The 23,573-nt window shown below is 56.2% G+C and carries 20 protein-coding genes; 16 read left to right on the top strand and 4 right to left on the bottom strand.

Annotated elements, in window-relative coordinates; all coding sequences use genetic code 11:
- The first annotated feature begins 4 nt into the window (after window positions 1-4).
- From K6123_RS08200 to K6123_RS08255, 12 genes are all read left to right on the top strand, one after another.
- On the top strand, window positions 5-1,342 hold the full coding sequence (locus tag K6123_RS08200; protein WP_221796399.1) for an FMN-binding glutamate synthase family protein: 1,338 nt from the start codon (window positions 5-7) through the stop codon (window positions 1,340-1,342).
- A gap of 346 nt (window positions 1,343-1,688) precedes the next feature.
- On the top strand, window positions 1,689-2,555 hold the full coding sequence (gene purU, locus K6123_RS08205; RefSeq protein WP_221796403.1) for a formyltetrahydrofolate deformylase: 867 nt from the start codon (window positions 1,689-1,691) through the stop codon (window positions 2,553-2,555).
- 10 nt (window positions 2,556-2,565) lie between these two features.
- Window positions 2,566-3,432, top strand: a complete 867-nt coding sequence (gene folD / locus K6123_RS08210) for a bifunctional methylenetetrahydrofolate dehydrogenase/methenyltetrahydrofolate cyclohydrolase FolD (RefSeq protein WP_221796406.1) — start codon at window positions 2,566-2,568, stop codon at window positions 3,430-3,432.
- Window positions 3,433-3,456: 24 nt separating this feature from the next.
- The gene (locus K6123_RS08215; RefSeq protein WP_221796409.1) at window positions 3,457-4,713 is read left to right on the top strand and encodes an FAD-dependent oxidoreductase; all 1,257 of its coding nucleotides are present in this window, start codon (window positions 3,457-3,459) and stop codon (window positions 4,711-4,713) included.
- Window positions 4,714-4,921: 208 nt separating this feature from the next.
- Window positions 4,922-5,263 (top strand): sarcosine oxidase subunit delta, encoded by a 342-nt coding sequence (locus tag K6123_RS08220; protein ID WP_221796412.1) that lies wholly within the window; start codon window positions 4,922-4,924, stop codon window positions 5,261-5,263.
- Window positions 5,260-8,277 carry an FAD-dependent oxidoreductase gene (locus tag K6123_RS08225; RefSeq protein WP_221796413.1) on the top strand — a complete coding sequence of 1,006 codons (3,018 nt, stop codon included), beginning with the start codon at window positions 5,260-5,262 and terminating at the stop codon, window positions 8,275-8,277. Before K6123_RS08220 ends, K6123_RS08225 begins: the two co-directional genes overlap by 4 nt.
- Window positions 8,278-8,462: 185 nt before the next feature.
- Window positions 8,463-9,194 (top strand): aminomethyltransferase family protein, encoded by a 732-nt coding sequence (locus K6123_RS08230; RefSeq protein ID WP_221796417.1) that lies wholly within the window; start codon window positions 8,463-8,465, stop codon window positions 9,192-9,194.
- 3 nt (window positions 9,195-9,197) lie between these two features.
- The gene (locus tag K6123_RS08235) at window positions 9,198-9,524 is read left to right on the top strand and encodes a DMT family transporter (protein WP_221796420.1); all 327 of its coding nucleotides are present in this window, start codon (window positions 9,198-9,200) and stop codon (window positions 9,522-9,524) included.
- Between the two features lie 125 nt (window positions 9,525-9,649).
- Window positions 9,650-10,552: a cyclase family protein gene (locus tag K6123_RS08240; protein WP_221796423.1), complete on the top strand. Its 903-nt coding sequence runs from the start codon at window positions 9,650-9,652 to the stop codon at window positions 10,550-10,552.
- Between the two features lie 330 nt (window positions 10,553-10,882).
- On the top strand, window positions 10,883-11,515 hold the full coding sequence (nthA, locus tag K6123_RS08245; protein ID WP_221796426.1) for a nitrile hydratase subunit alpha: 633 nt from the start codon (window positions 10,883-10,885) through the stop codon (window positions 11,513-11,515).
- Window positions 11,512-12,198, top strand: coding sequence for a nitrile hydratase subunit beta (gene nthB, locus K6123_RS08250; RefSeq protein WP_221796429.1), 687 nt, complete (start codon window positions 11,512-11,514; stop codon window positions 12,196-12,198). Before nthA ends, nthB begins: the two co-directional genes overlap by 4 nt.
- Window positions 12,191-12,670 carry a nitrile hydratase accessory protein gene (locus K6123_RS08255; protein ID WP_221796432.1) on the top strand — a complete coding sequence of 160 codons (480 nt, stop codon included), beginning with the start codon at window positions 12,191-12,193 and terminating at the stop codon, window positions 12,668-12,670. Before nthB ends, K6123_RS08255 begins: the two co-directional genes overlap by 8 nt.
- A 70-nt stretch (window positions 12,671-12,740) precedes the next feature.
- Here the strand turns inward: K6123_RS08255 and K6123_RS08260 are convergent, their stop codons facing one another.
- From K6123_RS08260 to K6123_RS08275, 4 genes are all read right to left on the bottom strand, one after another.
- Entirely contained in the window at window positions 12,741-13,541 is an 801-nt protein-coding gene (locus tag K6123_RS08260; protein WP_221796435.1) for a helix-turn-helix transcriptional regulator, read from the bottom strand.
- 189 nt (window positions 13,542-13,730) lie between these two features.
- Window positions 13,731-15,767 (bottom strand): ABC transporter permease, encoded by a 2,037-nt coding sequence (locus K6123_RS08265; protein ID WP_221796438.1) that lies wholly within the window; start codon window positions 15,765-15,767, stop codon window positions 13,731-13,733.
- Between the two features lie 3 nt (window positions 15,768-15,770).
- Window positions 15,771-17,396: a sugar ABC transporter ATP-binding protein gene (locus tag K6123_RS08270; protein WP_221796441.1), complete on the bottom strand. Its 1,626-nt coding sequence runs from the start codon at window positions 17,394-17,396 to the stop codon at window positions 15,771-15,773.
- Between the two features lie 52 nt (window positions 17,397-17,448).
- Window positions 17,449-18,612 carry a substrate-binding domain-containing protein gene (locus K6123_RS08275; RefSeq protein WP_221796444.1) on the bottom strand — a complete coding sequence of 388 codons (1,164 nt, stop codon included), beginning with the start codon at window positions 18,610-18,612 and terminating at the stop codon, window positions 17,449-17,451.
- A 224-nt stretch (window positions 18,613-18,836) separates the two neighbouring features.
- Here K6123_RS08275 and K6123_RS08280 point away from each other — a divergent pair, with 224 nt between their 5' ends.
- From K6123_RS08280 to K6123_RS08295, 4 genes are all read left to right on the top strand, one after another.
- Window positions 18,837-20,366, top strand: a complete 1,530-nt coding sequence (locus tag K6123_RS08280; RefSeq protein WP_221796447.1) for an amidase — start codon at window positions 18,837-18,839, stop codon at window positions 20,364-20,366.
- Between the two features lie 13 nt (window positions 20,367-20,379).
- A complete protein-coding gene (locus K6123_RS08285; RefSeq protein ID WP_221796450.1) occupies window positions 20,380-21,660 on the top strand; it encodes an MFS transporter in 1,281 nt (426 codons plus the stop codon).
- 202 nt (window positions 21,661-21,862) lie between these two features.
- Window positions 21,863-22,594, top strand: coding sequence for a helix-turn-helix transcriptional regulator (locus K6123_RS08290; RefSeq protein ID WP_221796453.1), 732 nt, complete (start codon window positions 21,863-21,865; stop codon window positions 22,592-22,594).
- A gap of 172 nt (window positions 22,595-22,766) precedes the next feature.
- Window positions 22,767-23,450 carry an energy-coupling factor ABC transporter permease gene (locus tag K6123_RS08295; RefSeq protein ID WP_221796456.1) on the top strand — a complete coding sequence of 228 codons (684 nt, stop codon included), beginning with the start codon at window positions 22,767-22,769 and terminating at the stop codon, window positions 23,448-23,450.
- Window positions 23,451-23,573: the final 123 nt, after the last annotated feature.

The following is a 23,573-nucleotide window of genomic DNA, read 5'->3' on the forward strand; positions in this document are numbered from 1 at the left end:
AGAGATGAGCGAAAAAGATCCGTATACACAAACCGGCCTGCGTGAGTCAGCAACCTTTGACAAGAACACCATGGCTGAAATCCGTCGCGCTGCCGAAACCGGCATCTACGACATCCGTGGTTTTGGTGCCAAGCGCAAGGTTCCTCACTTTGACGACCTGCTGTTCCTGGGCGCTTCCATGTCACGTTACCCGCTCGAAGGTTACCGTGAGAAGTGCAACACCCAGGTGACTCTGGGCACCCGCTTCGCCAAGAAGCCTATCGTGATTGAAACACCCGTTACCATCGCTGGTATGAGCTTTGGCGCACTGTCTGCCAACGCCAAGGAAGCACTGGGTCGTGGTGCATCTGAAGTCGGTACCTCCACCACCACTGGTGACGGCGGTATGACTCCGGAAGAACGTGGTCAGTCTACCAAGCTGGTGTATCAGTACCTGCCATCCCGTTACGGCATGAACCCGGATGACCTGCGCAAGGCTGACGCCATCGAAGTGGTACTGGGCCAGGGCGCCAAGCCAGGCGGCGGCGGCATGCTGCTGGGTCAGAAGATTACTGACCGTGTTGCCAAGATGCGTACCCTGCCAATGGGCGTCGACCAGCGTTCTGCCTGTCGTCACCCTGACTGGACTGGCCCGGACGATCTGGCCATCAAAATCCAGGAACTGCGTGAAATCACCGACTGGCAGGTACCTATCTACATCAAGGTGGGTGCAACCCGTACCTACTACGACGTCAAGCTGGCGGTTAAGGCAGGCGCTGACGTGATCGTGGTTGACGGTATGCAAGGTGGTACTGCGGCGACTCAGGAAGTGTTCATCGAACACGTGGGTATCCCAACCATGGCGGCTATTCCACAAGCCGTACAGGCACTGCAGGAAATGGGCATGCACCGCAAGGTTCAGCTGATTGTTTCCGGTGGTATCCGTAACGGTGCCGACGTTGCCAAGTGTATGGCGCTGGGTGCTGACGCGGTTGCCATTGGTACGGCTGCGCTGATCGCTCTGGGTGACAACCACCCGCAGTGGGAAGACGAATACAAGAAGCTGGGCTCCGGTGCCGGTTTCTACGACGACTACCAGGAAGGCAAGGACCCTGCCGGTATTTCTACCCAGGACCCAGAGCTGTCCAAGCGTCTGGACCCGGTTAAAGCCGGTCACCGTCTGGCCAACTACCTGCGGGTACTGACCATGGAAGCACAAACCCTGGCGCGTGCCTGTGGCAAGAACGACCTGCGCAACCTGGAGCCGGAAGACCTGGTTGCCCTGAACGTTGAAGCGGCTGCCATGGCCCGTGTACCACTGGCCGGTACCAGCTGGATTCCAGGCCAGAACGGCGGTTATTGATCCCGTTCGTAGGAGCGGAGAGACAGGTGTCTGGTGGCGTGAGTTAACGCTTCGCTCCAGACCCCGGACTGCCAGCTCCGGACTCTGATAAATACCGGTCTCTGCTGTCTGGAGCCGGTATCGGCAAGATTCTGGTCGTTTGTGGCAATGCATATCACAAGCGACTTGCTAGCGTCCTCAAGAGGGTGGATAAATCCCGTCCTCATGGGCGTTAGACGTACAAGATGCAACGTCTGACAGATTGATAAGAAATAGCAGGGAGACATCTCTGCGGGTCGCATGCGGTTCAAATATCAATAACCAGCGCCCGGAGATTCCTCTTAATACTTATAGCAAGGTGAACGACATGCCACACGAAAACACAAAAAACGAATACGTATTAAAAACCACCTGCCCGGCGGGCAGCGGTATTGTCGCTGCTGTTTCCGGTTTCCTGGCAGAGAAAGGCTGCTATATCAGCGAACAGTCCCAGTTTGACGACGTTGATAGCGGCACCTTCTTCATGCGTACCCGTTTTAACTTTGATGGTGACGACCAGTGCGAAGCCATCAAGGCTGGTTTCGAGGACGTCGCAATCAAATTTGGTATGGACTGGACACTCAAAAACGCCTGCTCGCCAGTGAAAACCCTGATCATGGTTTCCAAGGCGGACCACTGTCTGGCGGACCTGCTGTACCGCAAGAACAAGGGCGACCTGAACATGGAAATCACCGCAGTGGTTTCCAACCATCAGGACCTGCGTCCAATGGCCGAACGTGAAGGCATTCGCTTTGTGCACCTGCCAATCACCAAGGAAAACAAGCTCGACCAGGAACAGGTATTGCTGGATATCGTCGAGGAAACCGGTTCTGAACTGGTGGTACTGGCGCGCTACATGCAAATTCTGTCCAACAGTCTGTGTGCCGAACTGAAAGGCCGCGCGATCAACATTCACCACTCCTTCCTGCCAGGTTTCAAAGGCGCGCGTCCTTATTACCAGGCCTATGACCGTGGTGTGAAGCTGATCGGTGCGACCGCTCACTATGTGACAGCTGATCTGGACGAAGGTCCGATCATTGAGCAGTCCGTGCAGACGGTTGACCACACCATGGGTCCAGAGCAACTGACCTCTGCAGGTCGTGACACCGAAACCGTTGCGCTGGCGCGCGCCGTCAAACTGCACACCCAACACCGTGTGTTTATCGATGGCAACAAGACCGTGGTCTTTAAATAAGGGAGCGGTCATGGCCATTCGTATTGATGGAAAAGCCGTCTCGGCGCAGGTGCTAGACAACGTAGCGACCGATGCGGCGTTGTTCGAGCAACAATTTGGACTCAAGCCAGGACTGGCAGTGGTGCTGGTGGGTTCAGACCCGGCCAGCCAGGTATACGTGCGCAACAAGATTGCCCGCGCTACCGAATCCGGTCTCAACTCAATTGAACACCGTCTGCCGGCAGACACTACTCAGGACACGCTCAACCAGCTGGTCGCTGAACTGAATGCCGACCCGTCGGTACACGGTATTCTGGTGCAACTGCCACTGCCGGAGCATCTCGACGAAGACCAGATCATCCGTGCCATTGACCCGGCCAAGGATGTTGATGGTTTCCATCCGGTCAACGTCGGTGCCCTGCACATTGGTGAAGAGTCGCTGGAACCCTGCACCCCGCAGGGCTGCATGATCATGCTGGAACAGACCCTCGGCAACCTCAGCGGCAAGCACGCTGTGGTGGTGGGTCGCTCCAATATCGTGGGCAAGCCGATGGCGGCCATGCTGCTGCGTGCCAGCTGCACCGTCACCATTGTTCATTCACGTACTCCCAATGCGGCCGAGCTGGCCAGCCAGGCCGACATCGTCGTCGCTGCGGTTGGTCGCCCGGAAATGATTGGTGCCGACTGGGTCAAACCAGGTGCCACCGTCATCGACGTGGGTATCAACGTGATTGAACGCAATGGCCAGCGCAAGCTGGTGGGCGATGTCGATTACGCCGCGGTTGAACCGCTGGCCTATGCCATTACCCCGGTTCCCGGTGGTGTTGGCCCAATGACCATCGCTTGCCTGATGAAAAACACCCTGACCGCCGCACGGCGGCTGCAATCTGCGTCCTGAACCGGACGCTTTAAGGAGAAGGCCATGCCTTTTGGACTCTTGAAATACGGGTTAAGCAATAACTACCCATTCGAGAAAGACGCCGACCTGCCACCGCCGACCGCGCTGAAAAAGCGTTACGACGTGGTCATTATCGGCGGCGGCGGTCACGGCGTGGCCACCGCCTATTACCTTGCCAAGTATCACGGCATCACCAATGTCGCGATTCTGGAAAAGGGTTACCTGGGCGGTGGTAACACCGCTCGTAATACCGCGGTTATTCGTTCCAACTACCTGACCTCTGACGGCGTGAAGTTCTACGCCGAGTCAGTGAAGTTGTTCCGCGATCTGTCGAACGAATTTGATTTCAACATCATGTATTCCAAGCGCGGTCAGCTGACCCTGGCGCATACCGATGCTGCCATTCGCGGCTTCCGTCAGCGTACCGAAGTGAACAAACATTTCGGCGGCAAGACCGAGCTGATCGACCCGCAACAAATCCGTGAGCTGGTGCCAACCCTCAACATGAATCCGGGTCACCAGCCGGTACTGGGCGGCCTCTGGCACATCGACGGCGCCACTGCCCGTCACGATGCCGTTGCCTGGGGTTATGCCAAGGGCGCGACCCAGCGGGGTGTCGAACTGCACCAGCTGACCGAAGTGACCGATGTGATCGTCGAGAACGGCAAGGTCAAGGGCGTAAAAGCCAAACAGGGCAGTGCCGAGCACACCATCGAATGTGGAATCGCCGTACAGGCGGTAGCTGGCCACAGCTCACTGCTGGCTGAAAAAGCCGGTTTCCGTTTGCCGATCGTGACTTATCCACTGCAGGCGATGGTGACCCAGCCGGTCAAACCGTTCCTCGACCCACTGGTGTCTTCTCCGGCGTTCCACTGCTACGTGCAGCAGACCGGCCGTGGCGAGCTGGTGTTCGGTGGCGGTTCCGATCCGTACCCACTGTATAACAGTCGTTCGACGCTGGAGCTGAAAGAACAACTGCTGGCCCATGCCGTCGAGCTGTTCCCGTTTGTTGCCAACCTCAAGCTGATGCGCCAGTGGACCGGTCTGACCGACATGACCTCCGACTACTCGCCGATCATGGGCCTGAGCCCGGTCGAGAACTACTACCTCGACGCTGGCTGGGGCACCTGGGGCTTCAAGTCGACACCGATTTGCGGCAAGACCATGGCCGAGCTGGTTGCCACCGGCAAGGTGCCTGAACTGATCAAGCCATTTGGCGCTGATCGCTTCAGCGAATTCCGCCAGGTTAACGAAATGGGTGCCACCGCCGCATCGCATTGATCGGCGCAGCAAGCCGGTAGGTTGGGCCATGCCCAACGGGAGCTCTGCAGGAGGGAATTTATTCCCGCAGCGATACGGAAGGTATCGCGAATAAATTCGCTCCTACGATTTTTGCAGGTTGGGTTGTGCCCAACCGCAAACCAGAACAGCACACCAGAACAACATGCGAGGACGTTAGCCAACGTCCATACGCAAGCGAGAGTGATGTATGAAAATCATGCCCTGCCCATTAAACGGGCCACGCAACATCAGCGAATTCGTCTACGGCGGTGAGGTCACCAGCCTGCCGGACGTTGAAACCGCCCCGGACAAGGAGTGGGCGGAACACACTTTCTATGCCTACAACGGTACCGGTGTGGCGAAGGAGTGGTGGTATCACGTCGCTTCCGGCTACTGGTTTATTGCCGAGCGTCATCGCGTCACTGACCAGATCCTGCGCACCTACGACCCCAGCGAAGACCGGACCTTGTTCCCTGCAGCCGCAACTACTGACGCTGCAGCAGCAACCCAACCCTCTGCCGAAGCTGTTAAAGAGGAGATTACCGAATGAGTACTGCTGCTTCCCTGCCAGCCAGCGGCCAGCAAAGCCGTCTGCCTGAACCTATGGGTCTGTTGCTGGATCGCAGCCAGACCGTGCAATTCAGCTTCGAAGGCCAGACCGTCAGCGGTTACAAGGGCGACACCATTGGCAGCGCCTTGCTGGCCAACAATTTCTGGATGTGGTCACGTTCATTCAAGTACCACCGTCCACGCGGCCCGCTGACCATGGCTGGCCACGACGCCAACTCACTGGTGCAGCTGCCCAGCGAACCCAACGTACTGGCCGACCGCATGGCCGCTGCCAGCAATATGAAAGTCACTGGCCAGAACGTTAACGGCACCCTGGCGAAGGACAAGGACGCGATTCTGGGTCACTTCGGCCGTTTTATGCCGGTGGGCTTCTACTACAAGGCGTTCTACAAGCCAAAAGGCATCTGGGACAAGTGGGAAGGTTTTATCCGCAAGAAAGCCGGTCTGGGCATTGCCGACCTGGATTTCAAACCGGACTACCACGACAAACAATTCCTCCATCACGACGTGGTGGTGGTGGGCTCCGGCCCTGCCGGTCTGACGGCAGCGCTGAAAGCGGCTGACGGTGGTGCTGACGTGCTGCTGCTGGAAGAAACCTCCGTACTGGGTGGTTCGCTGACCTACGCCGCCTTTGAAGATCTGGCTGATCCGGAAGCCCTGCGTCTGCAGCTGATCCAGCGAGTGCAGGATCATGCCAACATCACCGTGATGACCGAGTCCGTTTGTAACGCCTGGTTTGCCGACAACTGGCTGCCAGTGCTGCACGGCAAGCGACTGTACAAGGTACGGGCGCAAGAATGCATCATGGCCACCGGCAGCTACGAACAACACGTGGTGTTCCGTGGCAACGATATCCCTGGCGTGGTGATGTGTTCTGCCGCCATGCGGATGATGAAACTGTATGCCATCAAGCCGGGCCAGAGCGCTGTGGTTCTGACCGGTAACGACGATGGCTACCTGACCGCGCTGGCTTTGCATCAACAAGGCGTCGCAGTGAAAACCTTGCTGGACATGCGTCCACAAGCGACTTCCGCCGTGCTGCTGAAGCAGGTTGAACAAGCCGGTATCAAGGTGCGCTTTGGTCATACGGTCTATGAAGCGTTAGGTAAAGAGCACCTGGAAGGCGTTGAAATCCGTGCCATCACCAGCAAGGGCGAAGTGGCTCCGGTTGGTGAAAGCATGCGCTGTGACCTGCTGTGCATGAGCGCCGGTTACATGCCAGCCTACCAGCTGTTGTGTCAGGCTGGCGGTCAGCTGTCTTACGACGACGAGCGGGCTGAATTTGCCATTCGCAACCTGCCGGATCACCTGCACATTGCCGGTTCTGTTAACGCCAAACACAGCCTCAAGGCGGTGATGGCTGATGGCGAACAGGCAGCGATTAAAGCCTTGCGACTGTTAGGTAAAACCGAAGAGCGCGAATCCGACGTCAGCTGCGGCAAGGTGGTGAACTTTGAGTGGCCGATCTTCAAGCATCCCAAAGGCAAGGATTTCGTTGATTTCGACGAAGACCTGCAAGCCAAGGACATCATCAACGCTACCCGCATGGGTTACCGCGATGTACAGCTGGTAAAACGTTTCTCAACCGTGGGTATGGGGCCGTCACAAGGCCGTCACTCGGCGCTGCCAACTGCACGTCTGGTGGCCAAATCGACCAACCGTACCGTGACAGAAACCGGCGTGACTACCGCGCGTCCACCGCTGACACCGGAAAAGCTGTCTTATATGGCTGGTCGTAACTTCGACCCTTACCGTCAGACCGCCATGCACCACCGTCATGTTGAGCTGGGTGCCAAGATGATTCCTGCTGGTGTGTGGGCACGTCCTGGTTTCTATCCACCGGCTGGCCAGCTGATGACCGGCCCGGAAGGCAGCCCGCTGAACCCGGTAGCCCGCAAGATTCGTAACACCGCGATTGAAACCGAATCCCTGCATGTACGCAGCAAGGTCGGTCTGATCGACGTATCCACCCTCGGAGGCATTGAAGTCCGTGGCCCGGATGCGGCAGAACTGATGAACCGCATCTATACCTTCGGCTTCCTCAAGCAGCCGGTTGGTAAAACCCGTTACGCCATCCTCACCAATGATCAGGGCGTGGTGGTTGACGACGGTGTGTCCTGTCGCTTTGCCGACGACCACTTCTACGTCACTGCGACCACGTCCGGTGTTGATGCGGTGTACCGCCTGATGACCTTCTGGAACACCCAGTGGCGCTTGCAGGTAGACATTACCAACGTCAGTGCAGCGTTCGCAGCGGTTAACCTGGCAGGCCCTGACAGCCGTAAGGTGCTGGAACAACTGACCGACATCGACCTCAGCAAGGACGGTTTCCCGTACCTAGCGTGTCGTGAAGGCAGCATCAAGGTGCCATCTGGCGCTACGATTCCTGCGCGTTTCCTGCGGGTCGGATTTGTTGGCGAACTGGGCTATGAAATCCACGTACCAAGCCGTTATGGCGAAGTACTGTGGGACCTGCTGATGAACGCCGGTGAAGGTTATGGCATCAAGCCGTTCGGGGTTGAAACCCAGCGTCTGCTGCGACTGGAAAAAGGCCACATCATCATTAGCCAGGACACCGACGGCATGAGCCATCCGGGCGAACTGGATCTGGGTTGGGCGATCAGCAACAAGAAGCCGTACTTCAATGGCATGCGTGCGGTCGACATCGTGATGAAACGGCCACAAAGCCGCAAGCTGGTCGGCTTCCGTCTGCCTGCCGATGTTGTCGCTCGTGGCGTCAAGCCGGAAGAGGGCAACATTGTGCTGGCCGAGAACCTGACTGCCGCTGATATCACCGGCAACGTCACTTCCTGTGAATACTCACCGACTGTGGGTGCCGTGATTGGTATGGCCTACGTTGGCTTCGGTACCAAGGGCAACCAGACCGAACCGGGCACCTTGATCCCGATCCGCGTCGACAGTGGCGAAGTGGTGATGGCTGAAGTGGTGGAAATGCCGTTCTTCGATAAAGAGCAGGCTCGCCAGGATATGTAATGCGGCGGCAGCCAATCAGGCCGGGAATAAATTCCTCTCCAGTAGGAGGGGATTTATCCCCGAATTAGCCGTTAGGCATGAGCCATGCCCAACAGAACGTTCGCCAAACCCGATTGTAGGTTGGGCCATGCCCAACACCCGAACCAGATTTGCAGGCCGGGCCCAGGCCCGGCAGGAGACAACCCATGTCTGAACTGTATAAAACCGAACAACCTGCTCACGTTGGCTGGGCAGAAGACGAAATCGCCCGCAGCGTCAACTACCGTCGACTGGCAAAAACGGCCGCTGGCGAACCCGAGATGATCAAAACTGCCTCCGGTTCCAGCGTTGTCAAACGTGTTGACGCCAACGACGCTGCCCGCGCCCAAAAAGCCGGTGTGGTTGAACTGACCATGCTGCCACGCACCGGTTTCCGTGGTAACGCCACTGCCGAATGGCTGGCAGGTCAGGAGTACCCGATTCCGGTACGGCCGAACCTCGCCGCTGCCTGCGCCGAAGGCAACTGGGTTCTGCGCCTGAGTCAGCGTGAATACTGGCTGCTGGCCAACCCCAACGACCTTGGCAAGGCCATCAGCGAACTGCCAACCAGCATGACCGAAACCCCGGCGGGCTGTTATCCGCTGTTCTGCATGGACTCCCATGCCTGGCTGATGCTGACTGGCGAACACGTGGGCGAGGTCTTGTCCAAGCTCAGTGCTGTCGATATGCGTGAACAACACTTCCCGCTCGGCAGCATTGCCCAGACCTCTATCGCCCGTGTGAATGCGGTGATGGTGCGTCAGCAAATCAACGGCTTGCCAGCGATTTCGATCCTCTGTGACGTGGCTTCCAGCGACTACCTCTGGACCGTGTTGATGGACGCCGTACAGGAGTTCGATGGTGGCGCCGTGGGCATCGACGTGCTGCGGAGCGCCTGATCCGTGGGCTGGGTTTATCTGCTGATTGCCGGAGTGCTCGAATGCGCCTGGGCGATTGGTCTGAAACAGAGTGATGGTTTCACCAGACTCTGGCCCTCGATTATCACCGCAATACTCATCATCGCCAGCCTGACCTTGCTGTCGCTGGCGATGCGCACCATCCCGGTTGCCACTGCCTACGCGGTGTGGGCTGGCATTGGTGCCTGTTTGCTGACTGCGGTCGGCATCCTGTTTCTCAAAGAACCCGGTGGCCTGATCCGGATTCTCTGCATCGGCATGATCGTTATCGGCTCCGTTGGCCTCAAACTGGTCGATAGCCAACCCGGCTGATACTGCTTGTTTCGACGCTCATCCCTCCGTGGGACCCTTTCGTGGTTGGCTGCCTGTGCGCCAACCACTTTTTTATTCTCGTTAATTGATCAGCCTGTGGCACCAGTATCTCGCCAACTGTCGATATGACGAAGTTGATTGCGTGCACAGCCATTGTCCACTTTGAAGCTGGTGCTGCAGATGCTGGCCGTGAGATACAAGGTGATGGCCAGATAAGCCGAGTTCAGTTGGCTGCCGCAACGTACCTTGATGGCATGAAATCTCGTAATCCATTGGAGGATATGGACGTGACTTTTACGCTATCTGCCGCTGCCCGTCGCAGCATCCAAACCCTGATGTTAACTGCCGGAGTGGGGGTTGCCGGGTCGGTATCAGCCGGTGCTCCTGCTGAAGTCGAGCGTTACATTGAATTGAACCACAAAATTACCAACGGGATGCAAACCTACCCGGGCCTCAGCGAAGCCGACTACTACACTGTCGCGCCGCGTTTTGGTAACGGCGCTCTGGTAGACGGCATCAAGCTGCTGGGTATTACCGGGACTTATCTGGATGCTCCCTACCATGGAGATGAGCACGGAATGACCATTGCTGAGTATCCGTTAGAGCGTTTGGTAAACGTTCCGATCGTTGTCGTGAACAAGCCTGACAGTCGTCAGACATTTGAAGTGGAAGATCTCAAGGGACTGGATGTAAAAGGCAAGGCCGTGATGTTTGCCAGCGGTCACTCTGACAAGTTTGACACCCCGGAATATGCCAACAAACCGCCGTACCTGTCGGTGGAATCGGCCCAGTGGCTGGTGGATCACGGTGCGTCTATGGTAGGAATTGATACTCCACTGGTGGATAACATCGACAAGAATGAAACCATTCCGGTGCACCACCTGTTGCTGGAACACAAGATCATTATCATTGAAGACATGACGAATCTGAAAGCGTTGCCAAAGACCGGTGCTTACTTGACTGCCGTACCACCGCGACTTGAAATGGCCAGTTTCCCGGCGCGTGTCTTTGCGACTGTGTACAAGTGATTTGATTGCGGGATTTAGCGGTTGAGGCAGCACGTCCTGAACCGCTCCCTCAGTAAGCTCGTCTCCGACTCTGGCGAACCAGAGCCTTTTGAAAGATCCATGTACGATTTGCATTAGCTGACGACAAGGATCAATTTCCTTCCCTGATCGCTTTGTTTTGGGTCTTTACTTTCCTTTGTCAGGATTGTCTCTGGATCGCCTGTTATGGCCAACAGAGTCCAATAATCTGACCAACCCGTCCAAGTCTGACGTTGAAATTTGGCCAATAGTGACGTTACTTGGGCGCTATTCCAAGCCTGAGCACCTGTTATATGGGAGCGAGAAATTGTTATGACTGATGAACATCACGGCACAGAGCCACCATCGGAAGCGGCATTACGCATCAAGGCGATGGAGCAGGTCTTGATTGAAAAAGGCCTGCTGGAAGCCGGGGCGGTCGATACCATTGTCGATATCTTCGAACACCAGCTGGGGCCGAAGAACGGTGCCCGTGTCGTCGCCCGTGCCTGGAGCGACGAGGCTTACCACCAGCGGCTGATGACAGATGCCACCGCGGCGATTCTGGAGCTGGGTTACAGCGGCTTTGATGGCGAATACATGGTGGTGTGCGAGAACACGGCCGAGGTCCACAACGTCACCGTCTGCACCCTGTGCTCCTGCTATCCATGGCCGACGCTGGGCCTGCCTCCCATGTGGTACAAAACCGCTGCCTACCGTTCGCGAGTGGTGATTGAACCGCGTGAAGTGCTGAAGGAATTTGGCCTGACCATCGCCGACGACGTCGAGGTACGGGTCTGGGATTCCAACAACGAACTGCGCTATCTGGTGCTGCCAATGCGCCCTGCTGGCACCGACGGCTGGAGCGAAGAGCAACTGGCGAAACTGGTGACCCGTGACTCCATGATCGGTACCGGCCTGCCACTGACACCAGAGCAACTGGCCGCTCAGGAGGCATCCGCATGAACAGCATCCACGACCTTGGTGGCATGACCGGCTTCGGGCCAATGCCGTTTGAAGATAACGAACCGGTATTCCACGAAGAATGGGAACGGCGCACCTTCGGAGTCAACATCCTGTCGTTGATGGCAGGCTTGTATACTGCGGATGAATCCCGTCATGCCATGGAGCGCATCCCCGCCTTGCGCTGGCTGAAGTCGCCCTACTACGAACACTGGCTGGACGGTACCGCCACCCTGCTGGTTGAACTGGGTATCGCTACCGAAGAAGAACTGCGCACCGGCAAGGCCACTGAAGGCGTGCCTGACTGGGTGGCCAAACTGAAAGCAGTTCCCGCTGAAGCTGTCGCCGCTATCGTCGCCACCAATCACAACAAGCATGGCCAGGTCGATCACGCGCCACTGTTCAAAAAAGGTGATCGGGTACGTACCAAAAACATCCACCCGAAAACCCACACCCGTCTGCCACGCTATATTCGTGGTCATGTGGGAGTTATTCACGAATATCGTGGGCCGTTTTTCTACGCCGACAAGCGCACCATTCATGACCCGGAAGTGGCCTGCCACACCTACTCAGTGCGCTTTGACGGCAAAGAATTGTGGGGCGAATCCGCAGGCCCGAAAGACGCTGTGTACATCGAAATGTACGAGACCTATCTGATCCCGGAACAGGAGCAAGCCGATGACTGATTTTGAAAGCCAGTCCCTGGCCGAAGCGCTTGATCCCTGCCGCCAGGGCAGCAACCTGCTGGCCGAGGGCATGGACGCGCCAAAATTTGGCGAACCCTGGCATGCCCAGGTGTTTGGTCTGGCGTTTGCCTTGTCGAAAGCGGGCCATTTCACCCGCGATACCTGGGTTGATACTTTCAGCAAGGAAATCAAGGCCAACCCGCAGCGCCCTGATGAAACCAGCGAAGACGCCTATTACCGCCAATGGGCTACAGCGTTGTTTGAACTGCTGGAATCGCTCGACATGATGAACGATGCTGAAATGGCAGAAGCCGTTGAAGCGTGGCGCCGATCATTCCTGCATACCGAACATGGCAAACCGATTGTTTTCCGTCGTGATTTGCCAAAACCGGATTATGACCACGTCCATCACCATCACCACCATGCGCCCGCCGAGCCGCCGAAACCTGTAGCTGTGAGCGAAGCTATTTAAGGAAGCCGTTGCCTGACACGTTTTGCGGCTGAAAATCAGCCGCTTTTTTATGCCTGTTGATCAGGGGTAATTATTCATCCGCTGCGGCCAACAGGCTGCGTGGGGTCACGCCAAAGCGGGATTTGAACACCCGGCTGAAATGCGAAAAATCACTGAACCCACAGTTCAGTGCAACATCCGTTACCCGAATGTCCTGGCGAGCTTCCAGCATTACCTTGCTACGTTCAAGTCGTTGTGCCCACAGCCAGCGAGTCGGCGTGGTTTGCTCAGCGTTGAACAGACGGTTGAGAGTTCGGCGGGAAACACCGACCTGTCCGGCGACCAGGTCAATGTTCAGCAATGGGTCATCGAGGCCAGCCAGCATGATCGATTTGGCTCGTTCAAGTTGACTGGCACCACGGCCGTTCGTTTCCGGGCCCTGGACATAGATACTGTCATTCAGTGCCGCAGCCAGAGCGTCGATGATAGCGTTGGCCAGGTGCCAGGCAGTGCCAGAGTCTCCACTCAGCCGCAATTCCAGTGATTCTGAAATCAGTCGACAAGCGAGGCTGCCCATTGGACTGTTGTTTGTCAGGTCGTGGGGGCGAAAATCTGTGAGAGTGGCAATCCGTGTTGCCAGTCGTTCCTTCGGAACTCGCACGCAGAGACCGACAAACCCTTCTGCTGTTCGGAAACTGTTGTGGAAACTGGCATCAAAAATAATCCAGTCACCTACCGCTGGGCAAAGCTGTCGATCAGCCAGGTTCAGGCTTAGAAAACCACGATCCAGACGAATTAGCAGCACATCGTTCTGAGCGCTACGGCCAATGGCGCTGATGCTCTCGGAGCACAACGGATACGCCCGGACAGGCCCCAGATGCTGGATATGCATGACCTGAGCAGGGCTATGGGTACTTATCGCTCTTTTCGGGAGCGCCTGTACAGCCGTTTGATTGACGGATGTGGCTGAAGGCTGATGCTGTGAAGAATAATGGATGGCGAGCACGGTTTATTCCTGCGGTGGCAAAAGAGGATCGGGTAGGGCTCCGGACATTCGGGTGTCCGGAGCAGCCGGTGCTGTTTATCGTTGTGCTTTGTCGCGCAGGAAAATCACCGCCAACATCACGGCCAGTCCCAGTGTGATGTCACGTACCGCCGGAGGCAGAGGTGTACCACTGAGCAGGATTTGCAGTGCAGTCAGAGCCAGTACGCCACCAAACATGCCCAGATAGTGGCCACGACCACCAGTGATCAAGGTGCCACCCACAGCCACCGCCGCCACGGTGGGCAACAGATAGTTATCACCCAGTGAGAGACTGGCGCGACCCAGGAAGCCGGTCAAAAGCAGCCCGGCCAAACCAGCACACAGACCTGAAATCACATAGCAGCCGATGGTCAGGTTGCGCACGTTAACGCCACACATCATCGCCGCACGGGCGTTGATACCCACCGACACCAGACGGCGGGCGAACGTAGTGCAGGACATCAACACCACACCACCCAGCACAAACAGGAAGATCAGCAAAGACAGTGGAGTAAAGACACCCAGCTTGCCGTTCACCAGCCAGTGCAGCAGGGGGGCCGCGTCACCAGAAGGCGTTCCGCCGGAAACAAACATCGACAGGGTTTGCAGAATGCCGCCTACCGCCAGTGTGGCGACAATCGGCGATAACCCGACCACAGCCACCAGCAGGCCATTGGCCAAACCAATCAGTACACCAACGCCCAGCGTCACAGGTACTGCCCACAGCAGTGCGATATCAGAACCGTTCATCAGCATCGCACCGACCACACCACAGAGAGTGACGCTGGCAGCGATCGACAGGTCAAAACCACCACTCATGATCACTGTGCCCTGCCCCAGTACCAGTACCGCCAGGAACGCACCCAACAGCAACAGGCGGTCGACATAACGCAGTGCGTTAAAGGCATCGCCGTAATACAGCGCTGCGACAACGGCCAGCACCAGCATGCCGATCCAGGCGGGCAGGATAAACTTGCGATCGGTTTTGGGAATCAGGTCTTGCAGGGAAGGCAGACGGAACGCCGGTGCCACGCCTTTGCTACCTGACGATACGGATTTGCCCAGTTGCTTGAGCGACAGACCAAGACGGCGGATTTCACTTTCGCTGCTGTTGCCAGCCTGGCGATTGATCACCACCGCCAACAGCAATACCAGAGCTTCCAGACCAGCCGTCAGATAGTTGGGGGCTCCAAGCGCCAGCAGCAGGTTGACCATGGCGATCAGGGTCAGGGCACCAAATACCGAACCAATAGCTGAACCACGACCACCACCAAGCAAGGTGCCACCCAGCATCACAGCGGTGAGGCTGGACACCAGCAGCGGCGCACCAATTAATGGATCAGCGGCACCAGACTGTGCAGCAACAAAGGCACCGGCAGCACCGTAGAAACCACCACCAATCACATAGCTGGCCCAAACACCGGTTTTGACCTTGATACCGGCCAGCTGGGCAGAATGGCTATCGCTGCCAGCAGCGAAAATACTGGTACCGAGAGAGGTCTTTTTGATCACCCCCCACACCAGCAGCGCGACGACCAGTACCACCACCGGGCCAGGAATAACATCCATAACCAGGTCGTCAAGCAGGGTAGCCATCAGCTCATCCGGCACCAGGCCACCTGGCTGCGGCAGGATCAACAGGGTGATGCCCTGCAGGGTAAACATGGTGGCGAGCGTCACGATAATGGGCTGCAATCCGACCACGGAGACAAAAAAGCCGTTAATGGCACCAGCCAGCATGCCGAAGCCAACCGCAATGGCGATCAGCAGATAAGGCGGCAGCCCCAGATCGGTGAAATACATCACCATCATGGCCTGGGTGAAGCCCACAATCGCTCCGACCGACAAATCCAGACCACCACCAATCACAATGACCGACTGACCAATGGCCGCCAGTGCCAATGTTGTCGCGCTGGCAATCAACATGCTTATGCCGAAATAGCTTGGCGCACGACCGTTCACCAGTGCAGTCACAAGAATCAGCAGAGCGAAAAAACCGACGCTGAGCACCAGCCCCTGATTGCGTTTCAGATTGGCTCGCCAGTCGATACTGACCGGACTAATTGCCGGGGAATTCATAACCTGGGTATTCATCAATCAGACTCCTTCGACCGCAAGCTTGTCGGTCGGGACTTGTGACGCAGGCTCCGCCGCCGATGGCGCGGATGCTGGCGACTGCTGTTGTGCAATTTGTGGTTCGTGCTGGCTTGGGTGTTTGTGGCCGAGCGCAATTTCCATAATCGCTTCTTCGCTGATCTCCTCTTGCTGGTCCGGGCCTCCAAGGGTGGCGGCGATCTCGCCGTCGTAACACACCAGCACCCGGTCAGAGAGATTCACTACTTCTTCAATTTCGGTGGAATACAGCAGCACCGAGCCGCCATCGGCCACGAACTGGCGAATCAGTTTGTAAATCTCGGATTTGGTGCCGATATCAACGCCACGAGTCGGGTCGTACATCAGCAGAATGCGGCTACCGGCCACCAGCCAGCGCGCCATGATCATCTTTTGCTGGTTACCACCACTGAAAGCAGAAGGCGGCATGGTCAAGCCACGTTCGGCGACCTGCATGGTGACCAGCGATTCCGCCACCGCTTTGGACTCGGCTTCGGTGTTAACCAGTCCGAAGCGGGCGAAACGGTCAATAATCGGCAAACTGATGTTGTGACGACCGCTAAGGGGCATAAACAGGCCCTCGGTTTTGCGGTCTTCCGGGATAAAGCCCATGTCAATACCGGACTTGATAGCATCCGCCGGTGAAGTAATGGTGATGTCCTGGCCATACACCGAAATCGACCCGGCGGTCGGCAAACTGACCCCAAAACAGGCCTTGAACAGTTCCAGCTGTCCCATGCCCTGCAAACCGGCAACGCCCAGCACCTCGCCCTGTTTGAGCTGGCAGCTGGCGTTACGCAGGCGCTTGCCGACCGAGACGTTATTAATGGCCAGCGCCGGTACCTCATCACGGCTGCTATCCACTCGCACGGGGAAGGTGGCGGTGAGGCTGCGACCAATGATCAGCCGCACAATCTCTTCGTCAGTCACGTCTTCCACTGCACCTTCGTGTACGGCTTGGCCGTTGCGCAGTACCGTCAGGCGGTCGCAATAATCACGAATTTCCATCATCCGGTGAGAGATAAAAATAATGGTGGTGCCCTGGGCTTTTAAGCGCGCAATGATGCGGCCAAGCCATTCCATATCCTTACCGGTCAGCGCCGAGGTCGGCTCATCCAGCAACAGGATTTTCGGCTGACGCGACACCGCTCGGGCGATTTCGATTTTCTGGCGCAGTGCCAGATCCAGCTCACCCACAATCGCATTCGGGTTGATCTCGGCCAGATCCAGGTCTTGCAGAATCTTGCTGGCCTGTTGATAGGCTGCACGGCGATCCAGCAAACCGAGCAGGTTGCGCGGCTCGTAGGGAATCAGCAGATTTTGAGTAACCGTCAGATCAGGGATCTGGGTCATTTCCTGAAATGCAGTCTGGATACCGAGGGCATGCGCCTGCTGCGGGCTTTCCAGAATGACTTCGCGGTTATGCACCATCAGCTGGCCCTGATCTGGTCGGAGCAGACCACTGAGCATTTTTACCGTGGTGGATTTACCGGCACCGTTTTCGCCCAGCAGGGCATGAACGGTACCTGCGTGAATTTTGGTCGACACGCTTTCCAGCGCGACAGTGGGGCCAAATGCCTTGCGTACCCCGATCATTTCAATTGCGTTCATGAGATATCCTGCGGAGATTGCCACCCGGCCGCGGCCAGGTGGCTGGGTTAACTCAGTATTCCGGGGTACCGGTCAGGGAGGCGTTCAGATTCAGCTGAGGCAGTTCTTCGCTGTAGACAGCGGTTGAGGTTTCCGGATTAGGAGCCAGTGCTGGTGAGAAGGTATTGCAACCCGAAGACAGATCGGCAAAGTCAGCCGTCGTACACAGCTTGGCGTTATCTGCTGTAACGACTTTGGCTGGCATGACTATGTCATGGTCCAGTTTTTTGCCAGCCAGTTTGGCATCTACACCATATTTCAACGCCTGCGCCCCCATGGCAGGTCCAACTTCAAAGGTGTAGCCATCGATTCCCATCGGGCGATAGGAACCGCTGGCACCATCCACTTTGGTATCCGCTGGCAGTAATGCCAGGCGCTCAGCATTTTCTGCTGAACCGGCACAAGGCACCTTGTCAGCATCGGCGATACCGGCTTCATCCTGCAGCGCGTATACCGGGTAGCAACCCAGCTGGGCAAAGACCATGTCGATGTCGTTCCAGCTGCGCACCGCCATAAACTTGCTGACTTCTTCACGGACGACAGGGTCACTCCACTTGCCTTCGACCTCACCAACAACCTTGAGTCCTGGATATTTTGACCACAACGCCTTGGCGGCTTTCACCCGGTCATCACTGGCTGCAGCGCCATTGAGGCCGTTGATCATCAGAATATTGCCTTTGCCTTCGAGTTTGTCGGCGATCCACTGGGCCTGATGTTCAGCCTGGAGCTTGTTGTCGGCGTGTACGTTGGTGGCACAGGATTCTGTAACGGTGGAATCCCAGGTCATCACAGTCACACCACGACGGCAGGCGTTTTTGATGGCGCGGTTAAGAGCTGTAGGGGAAACCGGATACAACACAATCACATCGGCACCAGCTTCTGTCATGGCGTTGATCTGTTGTGACTGGCGCTGGGGATCACCGTTGCCAACCACCTGAACCTTGAGATTGATCTTGTCCTTATAGTCCTTGCTGGCCGCCAGGGCTTCCATCATGTTGCGGTTTTGTTCCATCCAGGTATTGCCATAAAAACCAAAGCTGACATAAACGTTCAGCTTGTCTTCGGCAGCCTGGGTATTGAGCGTTGCGCCCATCAGCGCCGCGCCCATAACGAAAGGGGTGAGCAGACGGCGTAGTGGGGGCAGGGTGCTGGTGGTACGGGTAAACAGTTGCTTCACAGTGATTCTCGCTCTTGATCAAATTCCATGAATGGATAGTCGGGAGTTCCCCGCTTCCTGTTGTCGTTCTGCTCGTCGGCAAGGCCACAGACGAGTTTCTGCATCTTCGTTATTCATCGTGCCGCAGCGATGAGAAGCGGAGTATCGACATAAATGTTGATGTTCAGAGCGAGCGCGGTGACGTCTTATGAACGGGATTTTTACCCCTGAACAAGGACACACCCATGTCACGCAAGGTACTGGCACCAAGCCAACAACAGATTGAGGAGATGGCGAAACGCTTTGGAATGAGCATCACGGCTGACGATGCAGCCATGTATGCGGAGTTTCTCAAGCCGATTGCCCGTGACTACGATCGTATCGATGAACTCAACGAACCCAAGCCACGTACTGACTATCCGCGAGATACCGGCTGGGCCCCAACGGATGAAGAAAACCCTTACAAGGCCTGGTATTGGAAAACCGATATCAAAGGCGCCAGCAGCGGTTTGCTGGCGGGCCACAAGATAGCCATCAAGGACAACATCTGTGTCGCTGGCGTACCGATGATGAACGGTACACGGGTGCTGGAAGGGTTTGTTCCAGATATCGACGCTACCGTTGTCAGCCGGGTACTGGCCGCTGGTGGTACCATTGCCGGTAAAGCTGCATGCGAAGCCCTGTGTACCTCCAGCCAGAGCTATACCTGTGAGACGGGCCCGATCCTGAATCCACGCAATACGGAACATTCCGCTGGCGGTTCTTCTGGTGGTAACGCAGCTCTGGTCGCTGCCGGTGAAGTCACCATGTCGATTGGTGGTGATCAGGGCGGTTCAGTACGTACCCCTGCCGCCTGGTGTGGTGTATATGGCCTCAAGCCATCCTGGGGCCTGGTTCCCGCCACCGGTGCGATGCCGATTGTTTACTCCATGGACCACCTGGGTCCGATGTGTGACAGCCCGGAAAACGTCGCCAAACTGCTGACCGTGATCGCTGGTGAAGACCCTTATGATCCACGCACCGTGCGTTCCCGCCCGCAGGACTACCTGGCGGCGCTGGGCAACGGCGTCAAGGGCATGAAAATTGGTGTGCTGAAAGAAGGGTTTGGCCACGCCAACAGCGATGCCGAGATGGAAGCTGTGGTGCATACCGCCATGGACCACTATCGGGCGTTAGGTGCCGAGGTTGATGAGGTCAGTGTGCCGATGCATCTCGACGGCTGTGCCATTCACACCGGCATTGTGATGGAAGGCGCGGCGCAGCTGATTTTCCACGGCAGTGGCCAGGGTGATAACTGGAACGGCTTGTACGCCACTTCACTGGTCGAAGCCTTTGGCAGTCGCTGGCGTTCACGTCCGGATCAGCTGCCGTACACCGCCACATCAATGCTGTTCCTTGGCGAGCACATGCGCACCAAATACCACGGTCGTTACCATGCCAAGGCCCAGAATCTGGCCATGGCATTGCGAGATGCCTATGACCAGGTGTTCGCGGAGTACGACATGATTGTGATGCCGACGAACCCGCACACTGCCGACAAGCTGCCGCCAGCTGATGCACCGGTGTCGGAATTGATCGATGCCAGCAACATGTTGCAAAACACCATGCCGTTCGATGTTACCGGCCATCCGGCGTTTTCGATTCCCTGTGGCACTCTCAAGGGGTTGCCGGTAGGGCTGATGCTGGTCGGAAAAATCATGGATGACGCAACTCTTATCTCAGCGGCAGAAGCTTTTGCCAGCACCTACGACTGGAAAAGCGACTGTGCTCTCTAAACAGGCGATTTGAATGGCCATATCCTCAACCATCGACCCGGGTGCTGCTGCGGCAGCACCTGAGCCGGTTTCCCGCTTTGCCAACTGGAGCCGTCTGGGCGCAGCTACTGCCATTTGCACCACGCTGATGAGTAGCAGTTTGCCATCACCTTTGTATGCTGAATATCAGCAGCTCTGGTCACTCAGCAGCTTCTGGATCAGCGTTCTGTTTGCCAGCTATGCGATGGGTGTATTGATCAGCTTACTGATGACCAGCCGCTACGGCGACAAGGTCTCTGACAGGCGTTATATAATTGTTTCTGGTTGTGCCCTGATTCTGCTAGGCAATGGCATTATGGCGTTTGCGCCCGGCCCGTTACTGTTATTTGTCGGTAGGGTCTTTGCTGGTATCGCCACGGGTTTGATGGTCAGTTCTGCCAGTGCTGCATTGTTGGAATTGCACCCGAATAAGTCTGCCCGGGTGGCAGCCGTACACGCGACGGTGAGCTTTACTCTGGGAGCGGCGTTGGGACCCGTGATCAGTAGCGTCATGCTCCGACTCGATGCATGGCCGCTGCATTTGTCGTATCTGCCAGTCTGTATTACGGCACTGATTGCAGCTCTATTAGTCTGGCTGACTCCGGTGCCAGTGCTGAAAACAACCGCTCCTGAAGCAGCCGGGGCTGATGATGTGGTTGCAGAGTCTGATAATCACAAGCCTGCTTCAACAACTTCCTTCTGGCCAATGACTCTGGCGATACTGGTGTTGCTGCAAGCCTGGGCTATTGGTTCTGTATTTATGGCATCGGGTACCCGCTTTGCGATCGAAATTGCCACTGTTGACGGCATCGTCTGGGCTGCTGCATTGATTTCCATTTTTCAGTTTCTGGCTGCTGTGGGGCAGGTAGTAGGTGGCAGGATCAGTCAGTCCCGCTCCATCGTGGTCGGTGTCGTGATATCTACGTTGGCGTTGATCGGAGCCATCATGTCTGCCGAAGGCCAGTTTGCAATGGCGTTCTCGGTGCTTATCTGTTTGTCTGGTTTTGGCTATGGACTGTCGTTTGTGGGGGCTACGGCATTGGTCAACCTGAGTTCTGGTTCCCACAATCGGGCCAGGCTGATGTCGATCTATTACATCTTTGGCTACGTGCTTGGAAATGCTGTTCCGGCCATGTCTGTTGGAGCCATGATTGATGCTATCAATCTGGATTGGGCTTACCTGGTATTTGGAGCCTGGATTCTGCTTATGACTGCCCTGCTTTTGGGCGTTGCCCACATGCGCCGTCGCGATATTTTTTCGTTCAATATTGTCTGATGCCTCTGATACCGGGCTTGCGCCATAAGCTGGCACAAGATCTGGTGATTTGAATGATCTGCCTGATACTTGTGCGTTATGCCCCTAAAATGGCCGTTTTTATGGGGCACAGTTTTTGCTGGATATGTTTTTGTTACTGATGCCGGGGTGAAAATGCCTTGAATCCTGCCATTGGCCAGCATATCCACACGGGGAATCGATCATGATTTCAGACATGAGTTTTCAGGAGGTCAGGCTACTGACCGACATTGTCGCTAACCTTGAACGCATGAACGGTGAAACCGATGTGCGTAATATGGTGCTGGGCGATATTGCCGAACTGATGCGTGCTGAATTTGCCTGTTCCTATGTTTGGGACAGTAAAAAGAAAATCTTTGACGACTGCTTCAACCTCAACCTGTCGGAAGAGTCGGTGACTCGCTATCGCAATTATTACCAGTTCCACGATCCCATCACCTTTGAGATGCGCAGGCGGGTGTGCTCCGTGGCCTCGGAAGTGATGCCTGCCAATGAGTTTTACAAAACCGACTACTACCAGGGCCATATGGAGCCTGAAGGACTTCGTCACGGGATTAACCTGTACCTGTTCGATCAGGGCAAGGACATTGGTGACCTGCGTATCTGGCGTAGCCACAAAAAGGAAAATTTCAGTGAGCGTGAGAAGTTGCTGCTAAGAGTACTGGAGCCTCATTTATGTCGAGGAATCATGCGGCAGAAACAGAGCCAACTGGATATTTCCTGTTTGACTGCACGCGAAAAAGACGTTGCCCAACTGGTTGGCAAGGGGCTAACAGATCGTGAAATTGCCAATTATCTTAATATTGGCTTCAGCACCGTACGTACCCACCTGAACAAATCCCTCGCCAAACTGGAGTGCGCCAACCGTGCTGAACTGGCGGTTCGCTACGGCCAGTGTTTCCAGGGCGTGAACTGATTACTGCAGTTCGCAGTTACTGGTGATAGTTGCTGCTACATCAAAGTCTGCATTTACCTTCGATGATCCCCATTTTTGTCGATGCCCAGACAGTTGCCCAGGCGCTACTGTTTGAACAGAGCCGGTAGCGACTGCTCCGGCTGCCTCTGGACAATTCAATGGAGAACTCCTCATGCATATCGAACCTGGAATGGTCGTCGGCGCCAAAGCCATACTCGGATCAATAACCGCGGCTGGTTCACTGGCTGTGGTTGGTCATCTGGCCGTATCCTCGATCAAATCCCCCTCAACGCTGCTGGCTTTTGGTATCCGTAGCGTTATTGCTACATTGGCTGTGCTGTTTATGTTTCAGGTGTTACCACATCCTCCAATCGGAGTATCGGAAGTGCATCTGATCCTCGGCTCAACACTGTTCCTGCTGTTTGGTGCCGGGCCTGCTGCGGCCGGTCTGGCAGGCGGCTTATTACTGCAAGGCCTGCTGTTTGCTCCATTTGACCTGCCGCAATACAGCATGAACGTCACAACCCTGATTGCTCCACTGTTGGCAATTCATATGTTGGCCAAACGCCTGATTGCGTCCGATACCGCCTACAAGGACATCAGTTATAAACAAGCACTGGCGCTCTCTACTACCTACCAGGCGGGTATTGTTAGCTGGGTTGCATTCTGGAGTTTCTATGGAATGGGCTTTACTGCAGAGTCTGTAATGGCCGTTGCCTCTTTTGCTGCAGCCTATATGAGCGTGATCCTGCTGGAACCGTTGATCGATCTGGCCGCTTTGGGATGCGCCAAAACCCTGGCTCGTCACGACCGTGCGGGTGTTATTCAGCAGCGTGTATTCAGCGCTGCTAACTGATCCCGCCTGACGCCTCTCCAGCAAGCAACATGAACTGCTTGCAGGAGAGGCTGACATTCGATGAAAGCTGCCTGGCCACCAGAGCAACCACTCCTTGTTATTTCCGCTATCCTCGCTAGCTGC

Origin of the sequence: Oceanobacter mangrovi, assembly GCF_019740315.1 — a bacterium.
Taxonomy (GTDB): domain Bacteria; phylum Pseudomonadota; class Gammaproteobacteria; order Pseudomonadales; family Oceanobacteraceae; genus Oceanobacter; species Oceanobacter mangrovi.

Bases quoted from the DNA above. Each gene is read 5' to 3' on its own strand.
- K6123_RS08200 (WP_221796399.1), top strand. From the start codon at position 5: ATGAGCGAAAAAGATCCGTATACACAAACCGGCCTGCGTGAGTCAGCA.
- purU (WP_221796403.1), top strand. From the start codon at position 1,689: ATGCCACACGAAAACACAAAAAACGAATACGTATTAAAAACCACCTGC.
- folD (WP_221796406.1), top strand. From the start codon at position 2,566: ATGGCCATTCGTATTGATGGAAAAGCCGTCTCGGCGCAGGTGCTAGAC.
- K6123_RS08215 (WP_221796409.1), top strand. From the start codon at position 3,457: ATGCCTTTTGGACTCTTGAAATACGGGTTAAGCAATAACTACCCATTC.
- K6123_RS08220 (WP_221796412.1), top strand. From the start codon at position 4,922: ATGAAAATCATGCCCTGCCCATTAAACGGGCCACGCAACATCAGCGAA.
- K6123_RS08225 (WP_221796413.1), top strand. From the start codon at position 5,260: ATGAGTACTGCTGCTTCCCTGCCAGCCAGCGGCCAGCAAAGCCGTCTG.
- K6123_RS08230 (WP_221796417.1), top strand. From the start codon at position 8,463: ATGTCTGAACTGTATAAAACCGAACAACCTGCTCACGTTGGCTGGGCA.
- K6123_RS08240 (WP_221796423.1), top strand. From the start codon at position 9,650: ATGACGAAGTTGATTGCGTGCACAGCCATTGTCCACTTTGAAGCTGGT.
- nthA (WP_221796426.1), top strand. From the start codon at position 10,883: ATGACTGATGAACATCACGGCACAGAGCCACCATCGGAAGCGGCATTA.
- nthB (WP_221796429.1), top strand. From the start codon at position 11,512: ATGAACAGCATCCACGACCTTGGTGGCATGACCGGCTTCGGGCCAATG.
- K6123_RS08255 (WP_221796432.1), top strand. From the start codon at position 12,191: ATGACTGATTTTGAAAGCCAGTCCCTGGCCGAAGCGCTTGATCCCTGC.
- K6123_RS08260 (WP_221796435.1), bottom strand. From the start codon at position 13,541: ATGCATATCCAGCATCTGGGGCCTGTCCGGGCGTATCCGTTGTGCTCC.
- K6123_RS08265 (WP_221796438.1), bottom strand. From the start codon at position 15,767: ATGAATACCCAGGTTATGAATTCCCCGGCAATTAGTCCGGTCAGTATC.
- K6123_RS08270 (WP_221796441.1), bottom strand. From the start codon at position 17,396: ATGAACGCAATTGAAATGATCGGGGTACGCAAGGCATTTGGCCCCACT.
- K6123_RS08280 (WP_221796447.1), top strand. From the start codon at position 18,837: ATGTCACGCAAGGTACTGGCACCAAGCCAACAACAGATTGAGGAGATG.
- K6123_RS08285 (WP_221796450.1), top strand. From the start codon at position 20,380: ATGGCCATATCCTCAACCATCGACCCGGGTGCTGCTGCGGCAGCACCT.
- K6123_RS08290 (WP_221796453.1), top strand. From the start codon at position 21,863: ATGATTTCAGACATGAGTTTTCAGGAGGTCAGGCTACTGACCGACATT.
- K6123_RS08295 (WP_221796456.1), top strand. From the start codon at position 22,767: ATGCATATCGAACCTGGAATGGTCGTCGGCGCCAAAGCCATACTCGGA.